Raw genomic sequence first — 22,969 nt, forward strand, 5'->3', positions numbered from 1 at the left:
GCTGACGGCAAGTGCCAGCCAGGAATGCAGTCCCGTTCCACGGCAGCATGCCGCCGTGCTCGGGCCGGTCAAGGCCAAGCCGTGCGGTGGCCGCAAACGCGGCCAGCCTTGACCGCGCGGCGGCTGCGAGATCGGTGGCCGGGACGGAAGAATGGCCCGCGGCGCGGCCGAACAAAAGAATGGACGCGGTTTCTGCAATCGTCATCGCGGCGCGATCATAAAAAATCGCTTGTCCATCTCATCCGTCGAGTGCAGCTTGGCGCGGTGCGCGGCCGGGAAGCTCATATAGGCGAGCACGTCGGTCTCGGCCTCATCGAGGAACGCCGCGAGCTTGGGCAGTTTGGGGCGGAGCTGGTCGGCGATGCGCCGCCACTGCGCTCGCCGGCCTCGGCATCGTCCTGGGCAAAGGCGGTGGCGATGAAGGCGGAGACGACGCGCCGGCCGCTCTTGCCGGCATGCGCCAGCGCGTTGCGCATGAAGTGGACACGGCAGCGTTGCCAGGAGGCGTTGAGAACCTTTCCGACCGTGGTCTTGATCCCCTCATGGGCGTCGGAGACGACGAGCTTGACGCCGCGCAGGCCGCGGCGGGCGAGCTTTCGCAGGAACGCGGTCCAGAATGTCTCGGCTTCGGAGGGACCAATATCCATGCCGAGCACCTCGCGCCGGCCGTCGCTGTTGACCCCGACTGCGATGATCACCGCGACCGAGACGATGCGCCCGTTCTGGCGCACCTTCACGTAGGTGGCGTCGATCCACAGATAGGGCCAATCGCCCTCGATCGTGCGATTAAGGAAGGCCTTCACCTTGTCGTCGATCTCGCCGCACAGCCGCGACACCTGGCTCTTGGAGATGCCGCTCATGCCCATCGCCTGCACCAGATCGTCGACCGAGCGGGTCGAGACGCCTTGCACATAGGCTTCCTGCACCACGGCGGTGAGCGCCTTCTCGGCCATGCGGCGCGGCTCCAGAAAGCCCGGGAAGTAGGAGCCCTTCCGCAGCTTGGGGATACGAAGCTCGACCGTGCCGGCCCGGGTCTCCCAGCCCCGATCGCGGTAGCCGTTGCGCTGGACCTGGCGCTCCTGGCTCTTCTCGCCGTAAGCGGCCCCGGTCAGGCCCTCGACCTCCAACTCCATCAGCCGGTGGGCGGCAAAGCCGATCATCTCGCGCAACAAATCGGCATCTGGGGTCTTCTCTACGAGCGCGCGCAGGTTCATCATGTCGTCGGTCATCGGTGGTTCCTCGAATCAGGTTGGTGTCGCAATCCAAACCTTACCGACGAATCATCGGTGACCACCCGCAAAGCCGCTCGCTCGCTACGGCGCTATGTGGGGCGCGCGTCGCGAGCGGCTTTGCTAATCAGCTACACCACTCCTTGGGAGTACGTCATGCCAAGCTGATGAGTGCTTGTGGGTGCAAGTCCCATCCGGCCAAAGCTGTAGCAGGCAAGCCGGGACCGAGTCTTGCGGGCGTCGCGGCAACGCGGGGTCTGAAGTGTAGACAGGAGCTACGCGGGGTGCGGGAATGAGCCTCGAAAGGTGGATGTTCGCGGAGGCCGAGTGTGTTCCCTAGTCACGAAGGCTGCATGAGCATCGTCATTATGCGAGACGATGTCGCTCCGTCGGGGTCGATGGCCGGATCACGCATGGAAGGCAATCATCGGAACATGAGAGGCCCGACCGGGTCCATTGGATTGGTCTCCAGTGGGGGACAGCGGCAAGGCACTGCCAGAGCCGTTGTCCGAGCCGAGGTCGGGAGTCGGACTGGTCCATACTACCTGTGAAGTCGTCGAAGGTAACGAGACGGATGGAGGGAAGGGACCAGCCCGAGAGGAGCCTGCGCGAGGAGGCCAGGGTCCGGACACAGAGCCGGGTTGCCTTGCCGCCGAACCTCGGGCGGGTGAACGCGGCAGCCAAGCAAGCTGCCCAAACCCGGTTCACGGCCCTGCTGCACCATGTCGATGAAGCCGCTCTGCTTCGGGCGTTTCGACGACAAAAGCGGCAGGCCAGCGCGGGGGTCGATGGGGTGACGGTGGCGAAGTACGAAGAGGGGCTGATGGATAATCTCCGCGGCCTCTGCGCACGGGTCCACACCGGTCGCTACCGGCCACAGCCGGTGCGGCGCGTCTACATCCCCAAAGCCGACGGCGGCAAGCGGCCTCTTGGTGTGCCGGCGCTAGAGGACAAAATTGTCCAAAGCGCGGTGGCCGAGGTGTTGAGCGCTGTCTACGAGGCCGACTTCCTCGGATTCTCCTACGGCTTCCGGCCGGGGCGGAATCCTCAGATGGGGCTTGATGCCTTGCATACGGCGATCATGAGCCAGCATGTGAACTGGGTGCTCGATGCCGACATACGCAGCTTCTTTGACTCGGTTGACCACGAATGGCTGTTGCGGATGGTGGCGCACAGGATCGCCGATCCTCTTGCGGCTCATCGGGCTGTGGCTGCGAGCCGGCGTTCTTGAGAGCGGCGAGAAGCAAGAGACGGACAGGGGCACACCGCAAGGGCGGGCATCAGCCCGCTCCTTGCCAACATCTTCCTGCACTACATCCTCGATCTCTGGACCCAGAAATGGCGTCGTCGCCGCGCACGCGGTCGCATCGTGATCGTGCGTTATGCGGACGACTTCGTCATGGGCTTCGAGAGCAAGGCAGATGCGCAGGAAATGCTCTTGGCCCTCAAGGCGCGGCTGGCCAGCTTCGGCCTGATGCTCCATGAGGACAGGACGCGGCTGATCGAGTTTGGCCGGTTCGCGGCTCTCTCGCGTCAGCAACGGGGCGAGCGGCGGCCAGAGACCTTCGCCTTCCTCGGCTTTACCCACTACTGTGGGCGGACCCGAGATGGCCGGTTCATCGTGAAGCACAAGACGGAAGGGAAACGCCTGACGCGCAAGCTGACGGCGTTGCGCCAGGAGGCTTGGCGGCTCATGCACGCGCCACTGGCCACGCAGCACGAGTGGCTCGCCGCCGTGCTGCGCGGGCACTATGGCTATTATGGCAGGCCGCACAATTATCCAGCGCTCAACGGCTTCTACCGCGAAGTGCGTCGGACCTGGCTGCGTTGTCTGAGACGGCGTAGCCAGAAAAGTCGGCGCATGGGCTGGCCGGAGTTCGAGACCCTGACGGCACGCTTCCGCCTGCCAACTCCACGCATCACTCGCACATGGGCGCAGGCGCGGATATGACGCGGGTTACCCTCGGGAAGAGCCGGGTGCGGGAAAGCCGCCCGCCCGGATCTGTGAGGGCAAAGCCGAATGGCCGAGCTACTCGACCACGACCGATCGCCGGGCTGGAAGGTATGAGTGCCACCGTATCGTTTTCCCGGACGCTACTGGCGCGGCCTGCATAAGCACCGGTATGTCGACCGGTCTTTCAATTCACGGCGCAGGTTTTCTGGGCGCTGGTCGAAGCTCACCCGAACTGGTGCTCCGGCAACGGTTCGATTCCGCTGAAGCGATGACGTAGCTCCATCAACGATTTCCAGCCGAGGTCTACGAGAGGATGAGACGAGATGGAGGTTCGGTCTTCCCGGCGCATGCGAACACTGGTGACCCGAACGGCCCAATCGAGGCCTGTCCGCTAACGAGAACGCACGCGCGCTGATATCAATGATGGCCCGGAGCAAATGCTCCAATCAAAGGCCGGATACATTGATCTGCCCAACTCACACGAACGGCCTCGAGGCAAACAAAGATGCTGAGTGAGCGAGGCGATGCTCCTCCGTTCATCGAAATGGAGTCGCAGCTCAGATGACATGCGCCAGCGCAGATTATCGCGATTGCAGCGGCAGCCGTTCGGCCATCTTGATAGTGGCTTTTATCCCTGGATCAGCGCACACCGCGCGTTTCAGGGACCCTCATCTCGTTGATTCTCTGGACTTAGGAATTTCGTCTCCCGGTACAACAACTCGGTGAACGTTCCGACCCCCGCCATCAGTCATGATGCGGGAATTTTGAGCTCTCCCGTCCGCTCAGGAGCCACGCCGGCCAACCCTCTTAGCTGGAACGCGCGCCGGTCAGGTTAGGAAGTACAGCGACCAGTTCAATCAAACGCGGTATGGCAAGTCGTAACCGACATTGGCAGAGCCATTGACTACACAAGAGTGGCGCCCAGAGAGCAAAGTCTCGCACTGCCGACTTGGAACGCGTAGGCGATACCGCGAGGGCAAGCGGCGAGACGTCGCGAATGGGATCCGCCACGATGAAGTCGAACAGATGGCCAGGGTATCGTTAGCCATGATGTATGTGCCCCACGGATTGGGATTCGGCGCGCGGTTGAGACTAACTGAGGTTTCGGCTGGGGCGTTGTCCGGACATTCGAACGCCGCGGGCCGGCATACCCTTTAGGTCACTCAGCTCAGAGACTTCGATGTCGCCCAGCCGTGCCAAGAGCGACGAGGATGTCAGGAAAGAGTTGTTACAGAACAGGAAGAGTTGTTACAGAACACGGCGCCGAGAGGTAACGCAGGGTACCTACCTGTACTCGTGGGCGAGTCTGAAGAGACGCTGCCCCAACCGGGCCAGCGACGTCAAGGATTAACGGCTACGTGACTCGGCGCTCAATCCCTGGAATAGCGCTGTCCCTGCCACGCGCCGCTAACCTTGGCACCAGCCTTGCCCCATTTGTATCAACGCTGACACTTCGTCCCTCTGGGGTGCCACCAAGTTGTAGGCTTAGTACGACTGCCAATCACCTACCTGAATTGGTTGGATCGTCCGCACTTTCTAGGCCGGTCCGCTAGCTCTGCGGAAAAATTGAGATGCTCAGCACAGTAAGCCGCTCTGCTGCATGAAGAAGGCTTACACGCTGCCGATCATGGCAGAGCCCAAGAATTGGCGAACAAAGACGGGAGGCATGGAAGCGATCGCTTGAAAGACGACACGCGGCGCAAAATAGCGGGCCAATCTCCCTCGGCACAAGCGGGGCGGGTGTCGTGCCTGAAAAAGCACGACAGTGTGGCTACCAGGGTCGTTTCTGCACAGGTAGAGCGGCTTTGCATTGATCACTCACCCTTCTTTCGGTCAAGCGCGTTGGCCAATACACGGCGCTCCAGCTTCCGCAAGCACCGTGTCAGCATCGCTCTAATCTTTGCACCATTTACGAGTTCTCGAAATCGGGCGTTATTCATCCAACAATGTACATGGGTTGGCATCGCTGCGGTCGAAGTGTCACCGACCGTGAATGAATTTGCCATGATGTCCTCTTGAAGACCAAGATCGCGTTGGACGCCACGACGCGGGAATGCGACGATGCCCGACGCGTTTTGTTCGATCTATTTCATTTCGTGGCAAGCACGTGACGTTGAGACGAATGCGGATCTGATTCGCTATCTTGGAAGCGTGTCCAATCCGTTTTGCTTCCCACATCTTAAGCATCACCTGATGCTGCGCAGCCGGTCAATTTGCGATTGTGAAGCTGCTGGCACGTTGCTTGCTGGACACGATCCGCTGAGCGGAAGGCTGGTAATATGCCGCTTAATTGCCCGCACATTCGTCAGGCAACTAGAATCTCACAAGGGGCGAATGGCATAGACCGCCAGATCGTCCATTAATCGGTTCCAGATGATACAACATAGCTGAATTCAGATGTCCGGCGAAGTCACGCAAACCGCTTCAAATGTCTGCAGTGCGACTTTTGAACTGCAAGCCCAATGCAAACGGAGACCATCCTACAGCGGCGGCGCCATGTTCCGAAACAGCCCACAACCAGTTCGCCAAACTCAACAAAATCAAAACCTTGGTGTTCAAGCAGGGATTGAGCCATCGTTTGCGATCGAAGTGATTGAGCGATGCCCAGGGGCAGTTATTCCAATTGTTCCACAGTCGAGAGCGCTTGATGGTGCATTCAATGCTGGGCGAAAAACGTTAGCCTTCTTCGGCTGTGGCAAGATCGTTCTCGCTCGATCAACTATGCTATCTCACCAGTTGGACAAATCCAAACGGAACACCCAACCGCTCATTGATAGAGGGAAGCGTGAATGGCCCGCATGACCCACAATATGAAGGTTCATCAGGTCGTGCTTGCGAACCCCACCGCGCCTGCGGCAATCGAAGTCGATCAGCTCGTAAAGGTCTACAAGCAGACGCGCGCCGTCGACGACATCTCGTTTTCGTTGCCGCGCGGCAGCATCACCGGGCTTCTCGGCGGCAATGGCGCCGGCAAGACCACGACCATAGCGATGATCATGGGCCTAGTGCTGCCGACGTCCGGCCGTGTACAGGTGCTAGGTCATGAGATGCCCAACGAGAGTGCGTCCGTGCTGGGACGGATGAATTTCCAGAGTCCCTACGTCGACATGCCTATGCGGCTCACTGTGCGGCAGAACCTCACCGTCTTTGGCAAGCTCTATGAGGTGAAAAACGTCGCGAAGCGCATTGCCGAGCTCGCCGCCGATCTCGACTTCACAGATCTGATCGATCGCACCAACGGCAAGCTCTCTGCCGGGCAGAAGGCCCGCGTTGCGCTGGCAAAGGCGCTGATCAATCATCCTGAGCTGCTCTTGCTGGACGAGCCAACTGCCTCCCTGGACCCAGCGACCGCCGACTGGGTGCGAGCTCATCTGGAGCAGTATCGGCGAGACAACAAGGCCGCCATTCTCCTGGCTTCGCACAATATGCTTGAGGTCGAGCGGCTCTGCGACCGCGTGATCATCATGAGACGCGGCCGCATCGAGGACAACGACACACCGGATGCGATCATGACCCGCTACAAACGCGCGACGCTAGAGCAGGTGTTCCTGGACGTGGCGCGCGGGGGTGCGAACGGTGCAAAAGAGGCGACGCGATGAGCCGGGCCCCACGTTTCCGCCGTAGCCTAGATAGCGCGAGGTGCAAATGCGGGAGAGGGCCCCAGTTTGCTGCCACCCATGCCGACGATGCGGTGCCAAGATGACGGAGCTTGTCCTTCATCGGGGCGTGTCAGTGCGGCGCATCGGCGCCATGATCCTGCGACACTGGTATGTGCTCATGTCCTCTTGGCCGCGACTGCTAGAGCTCGTGTATTGGCCGGCACTGCAGGTGACCACCTGGGGTTTCCTGCAGCTTCACATCGCGCAGAATTCGAATTTTGGCGCGCGCGCGGGGGGCACACTGCTTGGTGCCGTTATCCTGTGGGACATCTTATTCCGCGGACAGCTCGGCTTTTCTATTTCCTTCCTTGAGGAGATGTGGGCGCGCAATATTGGCAACCTGATGATGAGCCCGTTGAAGCCGATTGAGCTCCTGCTGTCGCTGATGGTCATGAGCTTGATTCGGCTCGCCATTGGTGTCGTCCCGATGACCCTGCTCGCGCTGCTCCTATTTCAATTCAACGTCTATGTGCTCGGTCTGCCCCTGATAGGCTTGTTCTGCAATCTGATCTTATCGAGCTGGGCTGTGGGCATTTGTGTTTCAGGCCTGGTGCTGCGAAACGGCCTTGGCGCCGAGAGCGTCGCCTGGACCGTGATTTTCGCGATCTTGCCGCTTGCCTGTGTCTACTATCCAGTTGGCGTGCTTCCAGTCTGGCTGCAATACGTCGCGTGGGCCTTGCCCCCGACCTATGCGTTCGAAGGCATGCGCGCGCTTCTGAGCGATCAAACCTTTAGGAGCGACTTAATGCTGGAGGCCTTCGCGATCAACTCAGTGCTGCTGGTTGCATCTTTTTGGACATTCCTTGCTCTTTTTCGTAGCAGCAGAATGCATGGCTCGCTGCTCTCGGGCAGCGAATAGTGCTGGTGAGAGAGCGCGCTAATGGCGATCCCCTCGAACAAACGGGAAAGCTAGATCGTCGTCCCCGACCGCCTCGCTCGCCGATTCAAACGATCAGAGTACACCAGCACGCCGACGAGCGAAGAGTACTCGTCCCTTGAAGGCCTATCGTTTTAAACACGCGAACGCTGCAGGCCCCAGGACTAATCCGTGGACAAGCGCCCCAACCACGCACAGCGAGATACGCGTGGTGTTTAGTACCGTCCTCGAACTCGGGCGACGGTATCCGCCCGGTGAGGGCCGCCTTGCCGAATGAGGCGTATTGTTGAGAACTGTCCTTATGGACAGTGATAGGCGCAGTGCCCAAGTCGAACGGCTTGAGGTGGTGGACACGGGCCGGCGGCGACGCTGGTCCGAGGATGAGAAGCTCAAGATTGTCCTGGAGAGTTTACAGGCGCCGCGCCAGGTCGCTGCAACCGCGCGGCGGTACGGCGTTTCGCGCTCATTGTTGCTGCGATGGCGACGGTCGTTTCGGCCTGAGCCGAAGGATGCCGCCGATCAACCTGGCTTCGTACCGGCGGTAGTGGTCGGGGAATCAGGGCCGATGCCTTGTCCAGTCGCGCCGGCCAGCAGCGGGGGGTCGATCGAGATCGAGTTTGCGGCCGGGGCTCGGATGCGGATCACGGGTACGGTCGACGCGGCGACGCTGAAGGCCGCCGTGGCGGCGCTGGCAGATGGACGGCTACGGTGATCCCCATTGCGTCGGGCGTGCGGGTGTGGATTGCGACCGGCCACACCGATATGCGTCGCGGCATGAACTCGCTGGCCTTGCTGGTGCAGGAAGCGTTTAAGCGAGACCCGCACGGCGGCGATCTCTATGTCTTCCGAGGCAAGAGTGGCAAGCTGATCAAGATCCTTTGGCACGATGGACTGGGCATGTCGCTTTATGCCAAGCGGCTGGAGCGCGGCCGCTTCCTGTGGCCGTCGTCGGCTGATGGCGTGGTGACAATCACCCCAGCCCAGCTTGGCTACCTGCTGGAGGGCATCGACTGGCGGATGCCACAACAGACCTGGCGACCGCAGGCGGCTGGCTGATCGCTGGGATTTGAATCGGTGGCACGATCAGCGGTCCGGACAGAGACCGCGCCTTGTGATTCTCTGGTCGGCGATGGGCGCCGATGATTCTCTTCCCGACGATGTGACCACGCTGCAGGCGATGCTGCGCGCCGAGCGAGCGGCCCGGTTGGCCGCGGAAGCCGAGGCCCAGGCGGGGACCTTGCTGATCGAGAAGCTCAAGCTCACGATCAAGAAGCTCCGGCACGAGCAGTTCGGACAGTCCTCCGAGCGAGGCGCATTGCTGGACCAGCTCGAGCTACAGCTCGCCGACCTGGAGGAGAATGCGACTCAAGCTGAGATCGCGGCGCAGATGGCAGCCGAGAAGATAGCGGTGCCATCGTTCGAGCGCCGCAAGCCAGCCCGTCGGCCGCTGCCGGAGCATTTGCCGCGGGAGCGCATCGTCTATCCGGTGCCGGCCACCTGCCCATGCTGCGGCGACAGCCGATTGCGCAAGATTGGCGAGGACGTAACCGAGACGCTGGAGCTCGTTCCGCGCCAGTGGAAGGTGATCCAGCACGTGCGCGAGAAGCTCGTCTGCCGGGCCTGCGAAGCGATCACCCAACCGCCGGCCCCCTCGCATCCGATTGCGCGCGGGCGTGCAGGGTCCAAGTTGCTGGCCCATGTCCTGTTCGCCAAGTACGGCCTGCACCTGCCGCTTCATCGTCAGAGCGATGTCTACCAGCGTGAAGGCATCGACCTCGACGTATCGACGCTCGCGGACTGGGTAGGTGCCTCCGCGGCAACCCTGATGCCTCTGGTCGATGCGATCCGGAGCCACGTCTTCGCGGCCGAGCGCATCCACGCGGATGACACCACGGTGCCGGTCCTGGCCAAGGGCAAGACCCGGACTGGCCGGCTCTGGACCTATGTGCGCGACGACCGTCCGTTTGCCGGCCCAGATCCGCCGGCGGCCGTGTTCTTCTACTCGCCCGACCGTGGCGGTGCGCATCCGGAGCAGCATCTGGCGGGCTATGCCGGACTGATGCAGGCCGACGCCTACGCCGGCTTCGGCAGGCTCTACGAGGCCAATCGCAAGGGCGGCCCGATCATCGAGGCCGCGTGCTGGGCGCACGGCAGGCGCAAGTTCTTTGATCTCGCGCGGCTCAGCAAGGCGCCGATCGCAGCCGAGGCGGTCAAGCGCGTCGATGTTCTGTTCGCCATCGAACGCGAGATCAACGGTCTTACTGCGCAGGAGCGTTTGCGTGTGCGCCAGGAGCGTAGCCGCCCCCTGATCGTCGAGTTGGAGGCGTGGTTACGCGAGCAGCGCGCCAAGCTCTCCAGGAACAACGACACGACCAAAGCGATCAATTACTGCCTCAGCCGCTGGGATGCATTTAGCCGCTTCATTGATGAAGGACGGCTTTGCATGTCGAACAATGCTGCTGAGCGTGAGCTACGAGCGGTCGCCGTGGGGCGAAAAAATTGGACCTTCGCCGGGTCCGATGAGGGCGGACGGCGCGCGGCTGCCATCTACAGCCTCATCGCCACCGCCAAGCTCAATGACATCGACCCGCAGGCTTGGCTCGCCGACGTGCTGGCGCGCCTACCGGATCATCCCGTCAAGCGCATCCACGAACTCATGCCCTGGAATTGGCGACCTCAGAACGCCGCTCAGGCCGCATAAGCGCGGTCAGCCATCCGTTCAAGATGACCTAACCAGGGGCCGTCACCGGACGCGTACGGGCGACGCCGGTTTTCTCGCGGTGCTGCGCCAGACCGCATCAGCGCTCCCTGTGTGGTCGACGAGCCGATTAACGGCGAAACCTTCCTGGGCTAGGTCGAACAGGTGTTGGTACCATCTCTCAGACCCGGCGACACTGTCATTGTCGACAATCTCGGCAGCCTCAACGGAAAGTCTGTGCGGCGTGCCATCGGCGCCGCCGGCGCAAAGCTGTTCTTCCTGCCACCCTACAGCCCCGACCTCACCGATCGAGCAAGTCTTCGCCAAGCTGAAGACCCTGCTCCGAAAGGCAGCCAAGCGAACTGTAGAGGCAACCTGGACGCGCATTGGCACCTTGCTGGACTGCTTCACGCGCCAGGAACGAGGCAACTACTTTGTCAACGCTGGATACGCTTCAACATCCGAGGCTCTGTAGATATTTGTCTGCTCTATGTACCGCCTCCGTTGTGGTGGCGCATTGCGCCAAGAGAGCCAACAGAAACGAATCGCTTGCCAGGCCGGCACGTTACCGACCCCTGTATAGTCAGACCAATACGGAATGATTGCCACCAGGGCATCGCTCAGTACTTATCGTTTTGCGAAGGATCGAATGCTTCCAGAAGAAGGGTGCTCGCGGGCGACACCCCCAGGCCACTTGGCCCGTGTTTTTCCGACTGAGGTCATACCGATGTTGATAGCGAGGAGCAGTGCTAACGCAACGTAGTAGTAGCCGAAAGGCGGTGCTCGTCGGTCGGCAGAAGAACTGCCGTGCCATGATGTCCTCCGAGGTCATCTGCGCTTCGCCAGGCGCCGCGTCGCTCGTCCTCCGACGGCGCGAAGAACTCCATCATAGCAAGGACGATTGCGGGGGCGAATGATCATGATTATACCTCGCTTCTCGCGGCGTGCCGTTCCTCGCGGAGAGAAGATGCGCCTTGTTGAGCATCATGCCATCGAGGCGTCGGGTTCCGGAATTGGTATTGCTCGCAAATGCCGTAATCACCTTCTCCGCCCAGGCGCGCTCGGCTTCGCTCGGATCAAACGCCGCATTGACCACGCCGACATGCTTGGGATCGATCAGCGCCTTCGCCGAAAACCCGTGGCGCCGTGCCGCACGAGCTTCGTGCTCAAGTCCTGCGAGATTGTGAATGTGGGTATAAATGGCATCGATCGGTGCCACTTCCACCGCGGCCGCCGCCATCAGGCAGAGATCACGCGCAAGGGGATACGAGCTGTGGAGCACGTCGCCTGACGCGTTCTCGGCTCCCAGCGAAGCCATCAGGTTTTCCGTACCCACATCAGCCCGGCTAAACGAGGGGAGCAGCCCTTATAGCTGCCGAGCCCGCTGATCGAGCTTGCCGCCTCGGTCCCGAGACAGACGATGCGCGTGCCGCCGACCGTAATGCCAGATGTCGCCTCCAGTGCGTCGAGCCAGGTCGCGACGTGGCGCACGTCGTCGCCGCCTCGCGAGTTTGGCAGCACGATGCCGTCGGGCTTGCCCGGCATCACCGCCGCGAGATCTGTGAGCGTCATGCCGCTGTCGAGCGCATTGACGCCGACATAGAGCTGGTATGGGCCGGGGCGGCTCTTCAGCATGTGTAGCGTAAGCTTGCGTGCCTCGTCCTTCTTGCCGGCGACAACGGAGTACTTGAGATCGATGATTATGGCATCAGCCTTGCTTTCGGTCGCCCTCTCGAATTTGGTAAGGGAATCGCGCGGCACCAACAGCATCGAACGCATCAGACCGGTCTCTTGCGTATCATCGCCATTCGGCGGCATTTTCCGACGATCTCGTCCGTCTGGTTCAAGGCATGATGCTCGAACTCGACTATGCCCGCCCTGGGGCGCGATTTGGATTCCCTCAGCGAAAGCACCTTCGTCGTTGCCCGCAAGGTGTCGCCATGGAAGACCGGCTTCGGAAAGGTTACGTCGGTCATGCCGAGATTGGCGACGGTTGTCCCCAACGTCGTATCATAGACCGTCATGCCGATCATGATGCCGAGGGTGTAAAGGCTATTGAAAATGCGCTGGCCGAACTCGGTCTTTTCGCAGAAATGCGCGTCGATGTGCAGCGGCTGCGGGTTGAGCGTGAGCAGGCTGAACATCGTGTTATCCATTTCCGTGACCGTTCGGGTCAGCGGATGCCTGAACTCCTGGCCCCTGGAAAAGTCCTCAAAAAAAAGTCCGGCCATTATGGTTTCCTCATCGCGATTTTGCCCAGCGCCAGGTTAAGGCAGGCGCTCCCAGATGAACTTCCTTTGCTGCGCGAGCCGCGCGATCTCGTGCGTCGAGCCCCCGCGCACGATGTCGCGCGCGCGTTCAAGGAGCGTTGGCGCGGGCCGCCCGATTCCCGCTGAGTGGCGCTCCAGGTTGGGGGGCACCCGCATCTGCTGGATGCCACTTTCCACAGGGTAGTCCTCGTCTGAAGTCGATCGCATCGAAGGTCGTGCCGTAGAGAATCGTCTCCGGCTTACGCATGGGCGTCAATAGAATTTCTGCGCGCTCCAGCTGCTTGCCCGCTCCGCCGTTGTGGGTACCATGAAAACCTGGCCGATCTCCTACCAATTCTGGGAGGCCAAATGGGTCGCTGGCGGGGCCGCACATTTCAGAGGTCGTCTCGGGCGACCCGGCCCTGGTGACTGGAAGATGCACGTCCGCGAAATGCAGCGGATTGAGCCTGTCAGAGCGATGCGGTGTCTTGCGCATCTAGATCATCTTACGTTCCTCGGTAGCGCAACACGGGACGTGTCGTTTGCTTTGGTGCTGCTTTTAAGCAAGCCCGGTCTGAGGCAAGTGCTGTTGCCGGACAGCGGTCTGGCCAATGTGCGTACGGCCGCCGGCGGCGCCGTAGCGGCAAGCATCTGGCCGCAAGGATGCTTCGGTCGGTACCATCTAAGGTGACGGAATTCAGGCGAAGTTGCAGTTGCAGGCGCTCGCTCTGGCCCGTCCGATCCGAGAGGCCCGTATCTGAGCACGCAGTCTCTCAAGCGCCCAAACGGTTGCGCAAACGCTCTCCATGAAGGTTGCGCTTCCCGTAAGTCGAGTATGCTGAAACGAGAACCGCCATTGCCGGCTCGCCGGGGCTCGCTGTCCATATCGTCATGGACAACTACGCCACCCACAAGACACCCAAGATCAAGGCGTGGCTCGCTCGCCGGCCGCACTATCATGTCCACTTCACGCCGACTTCCGCGTCATGGATCAATCAGATCGAGCGCTGGTTCGCTGAACTCACCAGAAAGCAGATCCAGCGAGGTGTTCACACCTCCGTCAGGCAGCTCGAGGCCGATATCCGTACCTTCATCGCATCAATGAGAAAAGTCAGATCCAGGCACTCGATCGCGAGCAGCCAGACTTGCCGATGATGCCTGGCGTACCGGAACTGCTGAGGAAGGGATCGGTTCGGCGGGGACATGTAAGGCCGACGATATCGCGCACCTTGTCGACGAACAGTGGATCACTCGACAGCTTGAATGTCTGGCTCCGGTGAGGCTGCAGACCGAACGCCATCCACATTCGGCGGATCGTGGTGTGGGAAAAGCCAGTTTCCTCAGCCATCGAGCGGATCGACCAGTGCGTCGCATCGGCCGGCGAAGTCCGCTCGATTGCGGCAGCAACCTGATCGTCGTTGATGGTGCGAGGGCGGCGAGGGCGGGCCTCGTCAAGCAGGCCATCACAGCGGTCTTTCAAAAATCGGCGGCGCCATTTGCCAACGGTGTGTTCGTGAACGCCGAGTTCGGCGGCTACAGACTTGCTTGGTAATCCATCCGCACACCGCAGGATCGCCCGGCACCTCTCAGATAGCGACCGGGCAACACGGCGACGACGAACTTGCCTCTCCAAGTACGCCCGCTCCTGCGGACTCAGCACCAACGGTGCGATCGGTCGGCCTTTCAAACCTGCACTCGCCACATGCGCTCTCCTCTACTGAGATTCGCGCCATCAGCGTCGCACGCACACCTATGTGCGGCATGGCACGACCACGCTGTTTGCAGCACTCTGTGTCGCGTCAGGGTTCGTCTTCGGCAAATGCGACAAGCGCCACCGGGCAATCGAGTTCTTGAAGTTCCTCAAAGAGATCGATGGTCAGGTCCCCGAAAGGCTCGATGTCCATATCGTCATGGACAACTACGCCACCCACAAGACACCAAAGGTCAAGGCGTGGCTCGCTCGCCGGCCGCGCTATCATGTTCACTTTACGCCGACTTCCGCCTCATGGATCAATCAGGTCGAGCGCTGGTTTGCCGAGTTCACTAGAAAGCAAATCCAGCGAGGCGTTCACACTTCCGTCAGGCAGCTCGAGGCCGATATCCGCACCTTCATCGACCTGCACAACAAGGTCCCGAAGCCTTTCAAATAGACCAAGTCTGCCGACCGGATCCTGGCTTCCGTCAAACGCTTCTGCCACAAGGCCGAGCGGACCTTATGTGGCGAACTTTAGATTCACATGACTAGTGTGAAAATTCATCGGTTACCAGTTCTTGCCCGGCGTTGGCAATCAGAGGAGAGGGCATCATCCGCAGCGCGGTCCGTGCGGGCGATGAGAGGCTACGTCAGCTGCTGGTGGTCGGGGCGACCTCGGCGGTGAAGATGGCCAAAACTCGAGATCGCGGGCCTCGTTGGCTCATCGAGCTGTTGATGCGCAAGACACGGAAGCTTGCCGCAGTGGCGCTCGCCAACAAGATGGCTCGCATCGCCTGGAAACTGATGACGACGGGGGAAAGCTACAACAGCGGGGCGTTGGATGCCCAAACGGCTGTTGCCACCTAGTTGCGAGATTCGGCCGACCGGCGACGTAGTCGGTCCGAACCGGAGCTGCAGCAGCAGAGGAGATGGAGTGATCGGTCGCCCGAGGCGCGAGCAAATCCGTGGGACCCATTGGCTGTACAAAGCCGCCGCGGTGATTGGAACTCGTGTTGCGGAAGCCATCTTGGCCAGCGGCTACCAAGCTGCACCCGACAGGCCGCACATATAGCTGCAAGAGATCCGATCAAACCTCACAACGCTCTTATGCCACGGGGGGCCGTCCACACACGGTCCCGGATGACAGCCGAGTGGCAAGGCGGGTACGAGCGCTGGCAGAGGCGAAATCTTTCGGCGCGACGACGCGTGATGTGTGGGCCGATAGCGTCTTCCTGCAGGCCCGTATGGAAGGCCAGGGGAAATGTGTGCCAGTGCTGATCGGCGCGACGCCGGAAAGCAAGAAGGAACTGATCGCTTCCAGGTCGGCGTCCGGGGAGAGCGTCCAGAGCTGGCGCGAGCTCCTGATCGACGTCAAACGGCGCGGATTGCAGAGCGCGCCGGAAATAGCCGTCGGCGACAGCGCGCTCGGCTTGGAAGGCGCTCGACGAGGTCTTTCGGTACACGGCACCAGCGACTTGGGTACACAAGGCCGTCAAAGGCCTGGGCAAGGTCCCGCTCTCGGTGCAGGCCACCATGAAGAAGGATCTGCGCGAGGTCTATTGCGCGCCGAGCTGGGCGTCCGCCGAAGCGGCGATCGACGTCTTCGCCGAGAAATCCCGGGCCAAGTACGGCCGGGCGGTTGAATGCCTGGTCAAGGATTGCGACTCACTGCTGCCCTTATGAGGTCCCCGCCCAGCATGGGTGGCACTTGCGAACGACCACCCCCATCGAAAGTGTGTTCGCGACCGCGCGGCACAGGACGGTGCGCACCAAGAGCTCGTGTCGCCGACCACCGCCAAACTGATGGTGTTCAAGGTGCTCGTGGCCGCATCAAAAACCTGGCGACGGACTCCGCACAAATCAATTGCCGAACTCATCGCAGGTGTCAGATTCAACGACGGCATCGAGGTCATCCAAATGCCGGAAAACCACGCCGCCTGATAGCCTCAAAATCCCGCATAGCTCGTGCGACTCAGCCGAATGCTAGCAATGCTTGGGAGGCGATTGTCGCGATCCTCGCGGGTTGGTCGGTTTCAGACATCAGGTGTTGCACTCAAACGCTCCTTGCCAGTTCCGACGAACTTTTCGGGGATCGTCATTGTGTCATCGCAACTTGCATATCTTGTTGCTCCGGCCGCTTGATGAGCTGTTATGGTGCAAGCTCAATCGAAGACGCCGCTCAATTGTGGCCTTGCACTGGTGCGTAGGCTCCCTACCCTCGGCTCCTTTAGCATTTCGCTGGCGTGCAAGCGCCTTAACGACGCAGTAGTCGTCAAACGAAACTTCTCTGATTGCGACGAGAGTTCTCCGTCGACCAATCTGACGCTTCAATCTGGCGAGGATGGCGTCCCTGCGTCAGCCGGCGCAGTCCCCTGGAGCAACGGATGGCATGCCCCTTGCTTCGTCTTGCGGGAAACAACGTGCTCGGATTGGAAGTATGTGTTCGAGGCCTCAGCCGTGAAGCGGCCCTTCACGTGTAAACCGAGAAGGGGCAGAGAGCATGGCCGCTTTCCCAAAACAGAATATCGTGCTCTCCAAGCGATGTCATCTTCATCTGGCCAACCGAAATAATCGAGTGCCGATTCATGACCTTGAGCTTCGCCGACCGTCACATGATCGTACTGGTAGCCTCGACGAAGAACGAGGTCTGCAAGTGTGCCTGGCAGAGCGAGTACAATAACCTGCACCATCTTCCAACCTTGCAGCTTGGCCGGTTCAAGCACGCGGCTGGACAATTGACAGCCGTGCGCTCCAGCGAATCATCAGTACAGCTTCGTATGCTGAGGGAAAACATGGTCCAGTCCGTTCGTATGACCAGTCTGGATGACGCCCGCATGCGGACGCGCACGCTCCTCGATGAGCGTAGAGCCCTGGACTGCGAAGCGAATCGCAAAACCCTGAACGCCGCTTGCAGCACATGTCCATCGACCAGCTAAAGACCAGATCCCCGCCTTTGCTAAGGGCGACCAACTTAACCTCCATATTGGCGGAAGCTTGGGGACTGGCTATGAAGCCCCGTAGCGGCAGTATCGCAGTTTATGCTGCGCAAAAGGAATGCTTCGAACGAGTTCGGCGCTTCAGACAAATTCCGATTGTTCTGAACAGTCCATCAGCAGAGGACGGTCGCACGTATTCGCTAAGTGTCCACGATTCAGAGCACAAACGTTAGCAAAATGAAGATGGGCCTGAAGCAGATTAATCTTATGCGAACTACGCCGCCTCATTTATCCGCGGTTTCGGGAGCTCTTCATAAAACGTGGGTAGCGCTCGCCGAATCAGAGGAAGATCTCCTCTTGAGGCTTCGCCAACAGCACTATAACGAGGACATCCGTTCTGTAGCGCTGGAATGGATTGGCCATCGCGTCACGCCTGCGCCTGCACTAGACAGACTGATAGTCACTAACGGAACCATGAATAGTATTGGCTTGCTAACGTCTTCTATCGTTGGGCCTGGGAAAACATTGCTCTTGGAAGAGCTCACGTCTCCGGAGATATTCACACTTGCCCGGATCGCGTCCGTCGAGGTTAAGGGTGTACGAATTGACCAGCAGGGCCTTATGCCGGACGACTTCGAACGAAAGTGCAGGCAACATGCTCCAAAGGCAGTCTACGTTAATTGCACCATTCATAGTCCGACCGCCTATGTGACACCGATAACAAGACGTAGAGTGATCGCAAACATTGCGCGAAAATACGGTGTTCAGATCATCGAGGACGAAGCTCAATCTCTCTATTTGGATGAGTTGCCTGATTCGTTTGCGACGATAGCACCTGACATTACGTGGTATGCGATTGGACTATCAAAGTATCTGAGCCCAGCCATCCGTATGGCATTCGTAGTCGCACCGTCGCAGCCGGCCTCGGCAAACATATTAGAATGTTTCCGGGGCACCTCCAGCTGGCATCCTGCGCCCCTGACGGCTTCGGTCATTACTCGTTGGACACAAATCGGCGTTGCGCAGAATCTTCTACGGTTAGTCCGTATCGAAACGAGAAAAAGACAGCTGATAGTATCTGAACTCCTGTCGGACATTGATGGATTTCGAGGATCATCTGGCATTCATTTTTGGCTGCCAGCGCCGCCCGGTGTCGATAGTCAGCAGTTCAGTGCTGCGATTGCCCAAGCCGGAATTCTGGTGCAGCCGAGCAAGCTTTGTTCTACTGACCGTCAACCGCGTTTACATGGAATTAGATGCGGCGTGGGGGATTCTGTGGATATCGCCCAAATTCGTTATGCGATAGAACTAATTCGGGACATCTATTTCACATTCTGGTTTGGTTCGATCCCTTGAATACGGGCGACAACGTAGGCAAGGAGACCTGCTTCATGATTGTCCTCATCGGCTTTCTGACGACGGCAAACTGCTACATGCAGCTATCTGGGGATGACATCATAGAACGCCAGCAGATCATCGCTATCCTTTGGCCATGCAATCAACTGCGCGCGCATATTGCACCGTAACTTTCAGCGAAGGCTTCGAGTGCAAGCTCCGCGGCAGCTCGGCTCCGGCGCCATACAGATGTACAGATGTCGTGCAAAGCCTTCTTCATGCGTATCTCTCCGGCGAAGCTTTCAATTACCCACATTTCGAGCCGCTGCGATTTCGGCGCCGAGTTCGATATCTGTGAGTTTCGAGAGGCCGCGCCAGATGACAACATTTCCAGGCGGCGGATCCACCGCCCTGGCCAGGTAGCCACTCAATCGTGAGATAAAATGCAAGGGTTCCAGGGCGACATCGTCGATGGCTGGCCGCTGATGAGTCGATCGAGCAACGCGATCTCGGTGTCCGTCAATGCGAGCTTCGGTGACGCGTCTGGGGAGATGCGATTGAGCATGGTGAGCCGGAGGACGCGCCAGCTGAGAATGCAGAAGACCGCCATTAGATTGGCAAGTCGCTCCGCGGTCCGGAGTTTTGAGTCTTCCGCCTTGCAGCCCGATTTCAGGATCTTGTGGAACACCTCGATTTTCCACCGCATGGCGTACCAGTTGAGCTTCTCGATTGCTTCGGAGCGACTGCGGACGGCTAGGTCCGTCATGAGCTTCCAATTGGTTTACGGCCCTTTGGCGTACCGCGCTCGGTGGCATGGGTTATCGTCAGGTCGAGAGCTGGATAACGTTTCTGCTTCCCGATGGGAGGCAAGACCGCGATCCGCTTGAACTTGATCTCCAGAGCGGCCTTCGTCGTCTCTCCCTTGTCGTTGCGCACGTCGATGTAATGCAAGCCTTTGACGCTGGTCTCTTCCATCTCGGTTGCAATCGTATGACCGCCATCGCCTGCCAGCCAATCGACGCAGGCGCGGACAAGGAAAGTGAGCGCCAAGCTCTTGCGTCAGGCAATATAATTCGTAGATCTCGCTTTCACGGTCGCCGATATGAATGCAACGCGCTGAACCTCCTCCGAATTGATGGACACCTGTAGTAGGCTCGAGGAGCCAGGAGGTGTCGGATGGAAGGACGTCAACGTCGGTCGTTTACGGAGGACTACAAGCCGCAGGCGGTCCATCTTGTAGCTTCGAGTGGCCGCTCGATTGGATCTGTGGCCAAGGAACTTGGCCTGCGCGATTCCGTGCTACGGCGATGGGTGCTGCAGCGAGCGGCCCGGCTGGAGCCGACGGCGGCGGCGCGGCGCCCCACAACGCAGGCGACGCCGCCGTCGTCGGACCACGCGGCGGAGATCGCTCGTTTGCAGCGGGAGAACGAGCGGCTGCGCATGGAGCGCGATATTTTAAAAAATGGTCCAGCACCGTGGCGCGCCTGTGCGGCGTAAAAACAGCCTTGTGCTATCCTCGGCGCTGGGAGGGTAGCGGCCGCTCGATTATTGGAGGCACAATCCCCGTTAAAAAACATGGTCCATGGGTGCATGCGAACTTGAGAGTGGTGACGTCGCCTGGCGACGATCCCGATTAGGAAGATGACGATTGGCATAGCCCAGACCCTCCTGCTCATCATTGAACGGAGGATTGCCATGCTCAAGAGGACGACCGGCGACCGACCGGAACTGAAGCTGGTCAATGTCGGGGCCGCCGCCATCGATATTGGATCAAAGATGCACATGGCCGCGGTGGACCCAGCTTGTACCGACGTGCCGGTGCGCTCTTTCGGTACATTCACGCAAGATCTGCATGAGCTGGCGAACTGGTTCAGAGCCTGCGGCGTGACGAGTGTCGCGATGGAATCCACTGGGGTCTATTGGATCCCGGTTTACGAGATCCTGGAGCAGCGCGGGTTTGAGGTGATCTTGGTCAATGCGCGGTACGCCAAGAACGTGCCCGGGCGCAAGACCGATGTCAGCGATGCCGCGTGGTTGCGCCAGCTTCATTCCTATGGCCTGTTACGCGGCAGCTTCCGACCTGATGCCGAGATTGCAACCCTGCGTGCGTATCTGCGCCAACGGGAGCGGCTGGTGGAATATGCCGCCGCCCATATCCAGCATATGCAGAAGGCCCTGATGGAGATGAATCTGCAGCTCCTTCATGTGGTCTCGGATATCACCGGCGCGACCGGCATGCGGATTATCCGAGCCATTGTTGCAGGCGAGCGGAATCCTGACGTCTTGGCAACCTATCGGGACGTGCGATGCCATTCATCCATCGCGACGATCCGTGCGGCACTGGTGGGCAACGACCGGCACGAACATGTCTTCGCGCTGACCCAGTCGCTGGAACTCTACGACGTCTACCAGGCCAAGATGCTGGACTGCGACCGCAAGCTCGAGGTCCTGATCGCAGCACTGAACAATAAAGGCGCAAAGCCGGTCGGAAAGCTATCCAAGCCACGCATCAAGACCAAGCAGGTCAACGCGCCTACCTTCGATGTCAGGACCGCGCTGTACGGCGTGCTCGGCGTCGATCTGACTGAGATCCACGGGTTGGGTCCATCACTGGCATTGAAGCTTATCGGGGAGTGTGGCACCGATCTGAGGGCTTGGCCGAGCGACAAGCACTTCACCTCCTGGCTGTGCCTTGCGCCAGGCAACAAAATCTCTGGTGGCAAGGTGCTTTCTTCACGTAGCCGAAGGTCTTCGAGTCGGGCAGCCGCACTGTTGCGGTTGGCAGCCACAACCGTTGGCAGAAGCGATACAGCGCTCGGCGCATTCTATCGTCGGCTAGCCTCCCGAGCGGGCAAGTCGAAAGCCGTGACGGCGACCGCCCGCAAGATTGCGGTTTTGTTCTACAACACACTCCGGCATGGCATGAGCTACAAAGATCCGGGTGCTGCCCACTATGAGCAACAATATCGCAGCCGCGTCCTCGCCAACCTACAACGCAGAGCCAAATCGCTGGGCTTCGTCTTACAGGCCATTCCGGAGGACGCCAATCCGGCTGTTTCTTAGGAAGTCGATCGCGATCTTTGCCGGAACCCGGACATGAGCTTCCGTTTCATCGAGGACCATCGCGACAGCTATCCGGTGCGGCTGATGTGTGCCGTGCTCGGTGTCTCGCCGGCCGGCTATTATGCCTGGCGCTCGCGCCCGGAGAGCCCGCGTTCGGCCGCCAACCGTGGGCTCGTCAATGACATCAAGCGAGTCCATCGCGACACAAACGGCCGCTACGGCAGCCCGCGCATCCATATCGAGCTGAAGGGCATGGGCCGGGGAGCGAGCCGCGGCCGCATCGAACGACTGATGCGCCATCATGGGATCAGGGCCATCATGGCACGGCCTCGCCGGGTGCGGACGACCGACAGCCGTCACGATCTCCCGATCGCCCCGAACCTGCTCGATCGCAACTTCACTGCCACTGCGCCGAACCGGATCTGGCTCGCCGATATCACCTACATCGAGACGGATCAGGGCTGGCTCTATCTGGCCGCGATCCTGGACCTCTATAGCCGAAGGATCGTGGGCTGGGCGATGGCGGATCATTTGCGAGCCGACCTGCCGTTGGCAGCCTTACGGATGGCGATCTCTGCGCAGCGACCTGGTGCCGGCCTGATCCACCATTCCGATCGCGGCGTTCAATATGCCTCGGCCGAGTATCGCAAGCTGTTGCAATCCGCCGGGTTCAAGCCGTCGATGAGCCGCAAGGCCGACTACTACGATAACGCCCCGATGGAGAGCTTCTTCCATACGCTCAAAACCGAGCAAGTCTATCACACACATTATGCGACCCGGGCAGAAGCCGCGCGTGATATCTTTGCTTACATCGAAGGCTTCTACAATCGGACCCGTCGTCACTCGGCGATCGGCTATATCAGCCCGATCGAGATGGAGCTAAAAGCAGCTTAACCCTGTCCATTTTTTCGGGGGAAGATCACGCCGGCTGTCCGAGCCGCTCGATCGACTGCTTGAGATTGTCGAGCCAGCGAACGCTTTCCTTCTTCTCAATCGAACGCGGGTCGGGTTGATCTTCTTCTTGAGCTGCGCCGTGCCTTTGAACTTTTCCGTGTCCAGAACTTCACCGCCGCCAAGCCCAGCGGTAGACCCTCGTCAGTCACGGCGAGACTGGAATGCATCAGCATTCCGCAGACCCTTTGATGGCGCCAACGGCCGTCCTTGTCCCGGCCTCTGTTGACGCTATTGGTAAAGCCAATAGCGCTCGTGTTTGCGCGTTGGTAGGAGAATTCCGTCGTGTCCTGAATAAGGAGGATCGGGCCTCTACAATCATCGT

The 22,969-nt window shown here is 60.0% G+C and carries 14 protein-coding genes and 12 pseudogenes; 18 read left to right on the forward strand and 8 right to left on the reverse strand.

The features are described 5' to 3' along the window. Positions 1-228: 228 nt before the first annotated feature. A pseudogene (locus BM222_RS38465) lies at positions 229-1,229 on the reverse strand (IS256 family transposase); the annotation flags it as partial. Between the two features lie 823 nt (positions 1,230-2,052). Between BM222_RS38465 and BM222_RS38470 the strand changes: the two are divergent. The 8 genes and pseudogenes from BM222_RS38470 to BM222_RS42715 all read left to right on the forward strand — a co-directional run. Continuing rightward, positions 2,053-3,180 (forward strand): annotated as a pseudogene (locus BM222_RS38470) (reverse transcriptase domain-containing protein). Positions 3,181-5,580: 2,400 nt separating this feature from the next. Beyond that, positions 5,581-5,985, forward strand: a complete 405-nt coding sequence (locus tag BM222_RS42700; protein ID WP_244547426.1) for a hypothetical protein — start codon at positions 5,581-5,583, stop codon at positions 5,983-5,985. Further along, positions 5,982-6,782, forward strand: a complete 801-nt coding sequence (locus BM222_RS38480) for an ABC transporter ATP-binding protein (RefSeq protein ID WP_092239842.1) — start codon at positions 5,982-5,984, stop codon at positions 6,780-6,782. Before BM222_RS42700 ends, BM222_RS38480 begins: the two co-directional genes overlap by 4 nt. Before the next feature lie 100 nt (positions 6,783-6,882). After that, a complete protein-coding gene (locus BM222_RS38485) occupies positions 6,883-7,701 on the forward strand; it encodes an ABC transporter permease (RefSeq protein WP_092239830.1) in 819 nt (272 codons plus the stop codon). Positions 7,702-8,020: 319 nt separating this feature from the next. Next, a complete protein-coding gene (gene tnpA / locus BM222_RS43595; protein WP_092239831.1) occupies positions 8,021-8,431 on the forward strand; it encodes an IS66-like element accessory protein TnpA in 411 nt (136 codons plus the stop codon). Continuing rightward, positions 8,428-8,775 (forward strand): IS66 family insertion sequence element accessory protein TnpB, encoded by a 348-nt coding sequence (tnpB, locus tag BM222_RS38495; protein ID WP_092239832.1) that lies wholly within the window; start codon positions 8,428-8,430, stop codon positions 8,773-8,775. Before tnpA ends, tnpB begins: the two co-directional genes overlap by 4 nt. A 73-nt stretch (positions 8,776-8,848) precedes the next feature. Beyond that, positions 8,849-10,420, forward strand: a complete 1,572-nt coding sequence (gene tnpC / locus BM222_RS38500; RefSeq protein ID WP_092239833.1) for an IS66 family transposase — start codon at positions 8,849-8,851, stop codon at positions 10,418-10,420. Positions 10,421-10,516: 96 nt separating this feature from the next. Next, positions 10,517-10,892, forward strand: a pseudogene (locus BM222_RS42715) (transposase); the annotation flags it as partial. Positions 10,893-11,303: 411 nt separating this feature from the next. Here BM222_RS42715 and BM222_RS38510 read toward each other — a convergent pair. From BM222_RS38510 to BM222_RS38520, 3 genes and pseudogenes are all read right to left on the reverse strand, one after another. Further along, positions 11,304-12,196: pseudogene (locus tag BM222_RS38510) on the reverse strand (HpcH/HpaI aldolase/citrate lyase family protein). After that, positions 12,196-12,648: a MaoC family dehydratase gene (locus BM222_RS38515; protein WP_092239834.1), complete on the reverse strand. Its 453-nt coding sequence runs from the start codon at positions 12,646-12,648 to the stop codon at positions 12,196-12,198. The pseudogene BM222_RS38510 and the gene BM222_RS38515 overlap by 1 nt, the downstream one beginning before the upstream one ends. A gap of 36 nt (positions 12,649-12,684) precedes the next feature. Beyond that, positions 12,685-12,864, reverse strand: coding sequence for a hypothetical protein (locus BM222_RS38520; RefSeq protein ID WP_143106196.1), 180 nt, complete (start codon positions 12,862-12,864; stop codon positions 12,685-12,687). A 672-nt stretch (positions 12,865-13,536) separates the two neighbouring features. Here BM222_RS38520 and BM222_RS38530 point away from each other — a divergent pair. Then, positions 13,537-13,821, forward strand: a pseudogene (locus tag BM222_RS38530) (transposase); the annotation flags it as partial. Positions 13,822-13,847: 26 nt separating this feature from the next. On the opposite strand, the pseudogene BM222_RS38535 reads toward BM222_RS38530, so the two are convergent. Next, positions 13,848-14,368, reverse strand: a pseudogene (locus tag BM222_RS38535) (helix-turn-helix domain-containing protein); the annotation flags it as partial. Positions 14,369-14,399: 31 nt separating this feature from the next. On the opposite strand from BM222_RS38535, the pseudogene BM222_RS38540 reads away from it, so the two are divergent. The 6 genes and pseudogenes from BM222_RS38540 to BM222_RS42955 all read left to right on the forward strand — a co-directional run. Further along, a pseudogene (locus tag BM222_RS38540) lies at positions 14,400-14,897 on the forward strand (IS630 family transposase); the annotation flags it as partial. 89 nt (positions 14,898-14,986) lie between these two features. Then, positions 14,987-15,226 (forward strand): annotated as a pseudogene (locus BM222_RS38545) (IS110 family transposase); the annotation flags it as partial. A 267-nt stretch (positions 15,227-15,493) separates the two neighbouring features. After that, positions 15,494-16,300 (forward strand): annotated as a pseudogene (locus BM222_RS38550) (IS256 family transposase); the annotation flags it as partial. A gap of 644 nt (positions 16,301-16,944) precedes the next feature. After that, on the forward strand, positions 16,945-17,295 hold the full coding sequence (locus tag BM222_RS38555; RefSeq protein ID WP_092239837.1) for a hypothetical protein: 351 nt from the start codon (positions 16,945-16,947) through the stop codon (positions 17,293-17,295). Between the two features lie 237 nt (positions 17,296-17,532). Further along, the gene (locus tag BM222_RS38560) at positions 17,533-18,651 is read left to right on the forward strand and encodes an aminotransferase-like domain-containing protein (protein ID WP_092239838.1); all 1,119 of its coding nucleotides are present in this window, start codon (positions 17,533-17,535) and stop codon (positions 18,649-18,651) included. A 35-nt stretch (positions 18,652-18,686) separates the two neighbouring features. After that, on the forward strand, positions 18,687-18,821 hold the full coding sequence (locus BM222_RS42955; protein WP_283810299.1) for a hypothetical protein: 135 nt from the start codon (positions 18,687-18,689) through the stop codon (positions 18,819-18,821). Positions 18,822-19,057: 236 nt separating this feature from the next. On the opposite strand, the gene BM222_RS41640 is transcribed toward BM222_RS42955, so the two are convergent. Together BM222_RS41640 and BM222_RS41645 are read right to left on the reverse strand one after the other, a co-directional pair. Next, positions 19,058-19,396 (reverse strand): hypothetical protein, encoded by a 339-nt coding sequence (locus BM222_RS41640; RefSeq protein ID WP_177243735.1) that lies wholly within the window; start codon positions 19,394-19,396, stop codon positions 19,058-19,060. Then, complete coding sequence (locus BM222_RS41645; RefSeq protein ID WP_177243736.1) at positions 19,393-19,680, reverse strand: hypothetical protein; 288 nt, start codon at positions 19,678-19,680, stop codon at positions 19,393-19,395. The genes BM222_RS41640 and BM222_RS41645 overlap by 4 nt, the downstream gene beginning before the upstream one ends. Positions 19,681-19,806: 126 nt before the next feature. On the opposite strand from BM222_RS41645, the pseudogene BM222_RS38570 reads away from it, so the two are divergent. The 3 genes and pseudogenes from BM222_RS38570 to BM222_RS38580 all read left to right on the forward strand — a co-directional run. Further along, positions 19,807-20,115, forward strand: a pseudogene (locus tag BM222_RS38570) (transposase); the annotation flags it as partial. 210 nt (positions 20,116-20,325) lie between these two features. After that, positions 20,326-21,693 (forward strand): IS110 family RNA-guided transposase, encoded by a 1,368-nt coding sequence (locus BM222_RS38575; RefSeq protein WP_092239840.1) that lies wholly within the window; start codon positions 20,326-20,328, stop codon positions 21,691-21,693. Between the two features lie 9 nt (positions 21,694-21,702). Further along, a pseudogene (locus BM222_RS38580) lies at positions 21,703-22,587 on the forward strand (IS3 family transposase); the annotation flags it as partial. 95 nt (positions 22,588-22,682) lie between these two features. On the opposite strand, the pseudogene BM222_RS41770 reads toward BM222_RS38580, so the two are convergent. Then, positions 22,683-22,969 (reverse strand): annotated as a pseudogene (locus BM222_RS41770) (IS4 family transposase); the annotation flags it as partial.

Source organism: Bradyrhizobium sp. Gha, assembly GCF_900113735.1.
Taxonomy (GTDB): domain Bacteria; phylum Pseudomonadota; class Alphaproteobacteria; order Rhizobiales; family Xanthobacteraceae; genus Bradyrhizobium.

Excerpts from the sequence above, each read along its gene's own strand:
- BM222_RS42700 (WP_244547426.1), top strand. The coding sequence starts at position 5,581 with ATGTCCGGCGAAGTCACGCAAACCGCTTCAAATGTCTGCAGTGCGACT.
- BM222_RS38480 (WP_092239842.1), top strand. The coding sequence starts at position 5,982 with ATGACCCACAATATGAAGGTTCATCAGGTCGTGCTTGCGAACCCCACC.
- BM222_RS38485 (WP_092239830.1), top strand. The coding sequence starts at position 6,883 with ATGACGGAGCTTGTCCTTCATCGGGGCGTGTCAGTGCGGCGCATCGGC.
- tnpA (WP_092239831.1), top strand. The coding sequence starts at position 8,021 with ATGGACAGTGATAGGCGCAGTGCCCAAGTCGAACGGCTTGAGGTGGTG.
- tnpC (WP_092239833.1), top strand. The coding sequence starts at position 8,849 with ATGGGCGCCGATGATTCTCTTCCCGACGATGTGACCACGCTGCAGGCG.
- BM222_RS38515 (WP_092239834.1), bottom strand. The coding sequence starts at position 12,648 with ATGGCCGGACTTTTTTTTGAGGACTTTTCCAGGGGCCAGGAGTTCAGG.
- BM222_RS38555 (WP_092239837.1), top strand. The coding sequence starts at position 16,945 with ATGACCTTGAGCTTCGCCGACCGTCACATGATCGTACTGGTAGCCTCG.
- BM222_RS38560 (WP_092239838.1), top strand. The coding sequence starts at position 17,533 with ATGAAGATGGGCCTGAAGCAGATTAATCTTATGCGAACTACGCCGCCT.
- BM222_RS42955 (WP_283810299.1), top strand. The coding sequence starts at position 18,687 with ATGATTGTCCTCATCGGCTTTCTGACGACGGCAAACTGCTACATGCAG.
- BM222_RS41640 (WP_177243735.1), bottom strand. The coding sequence starts at position 19,396 with ATGACGGACCTAGCCGTCCGCAGTCGCTCCGAAGCAATCGAGAAGCTC.
- BM222_RS38575 (WP_092239840.1), top strand. The coding sequence starts at position 20,326 with ATGCTCAAGAGGACGACCGGCGACCGACCGGAACTGAAGCTGGTCAAT.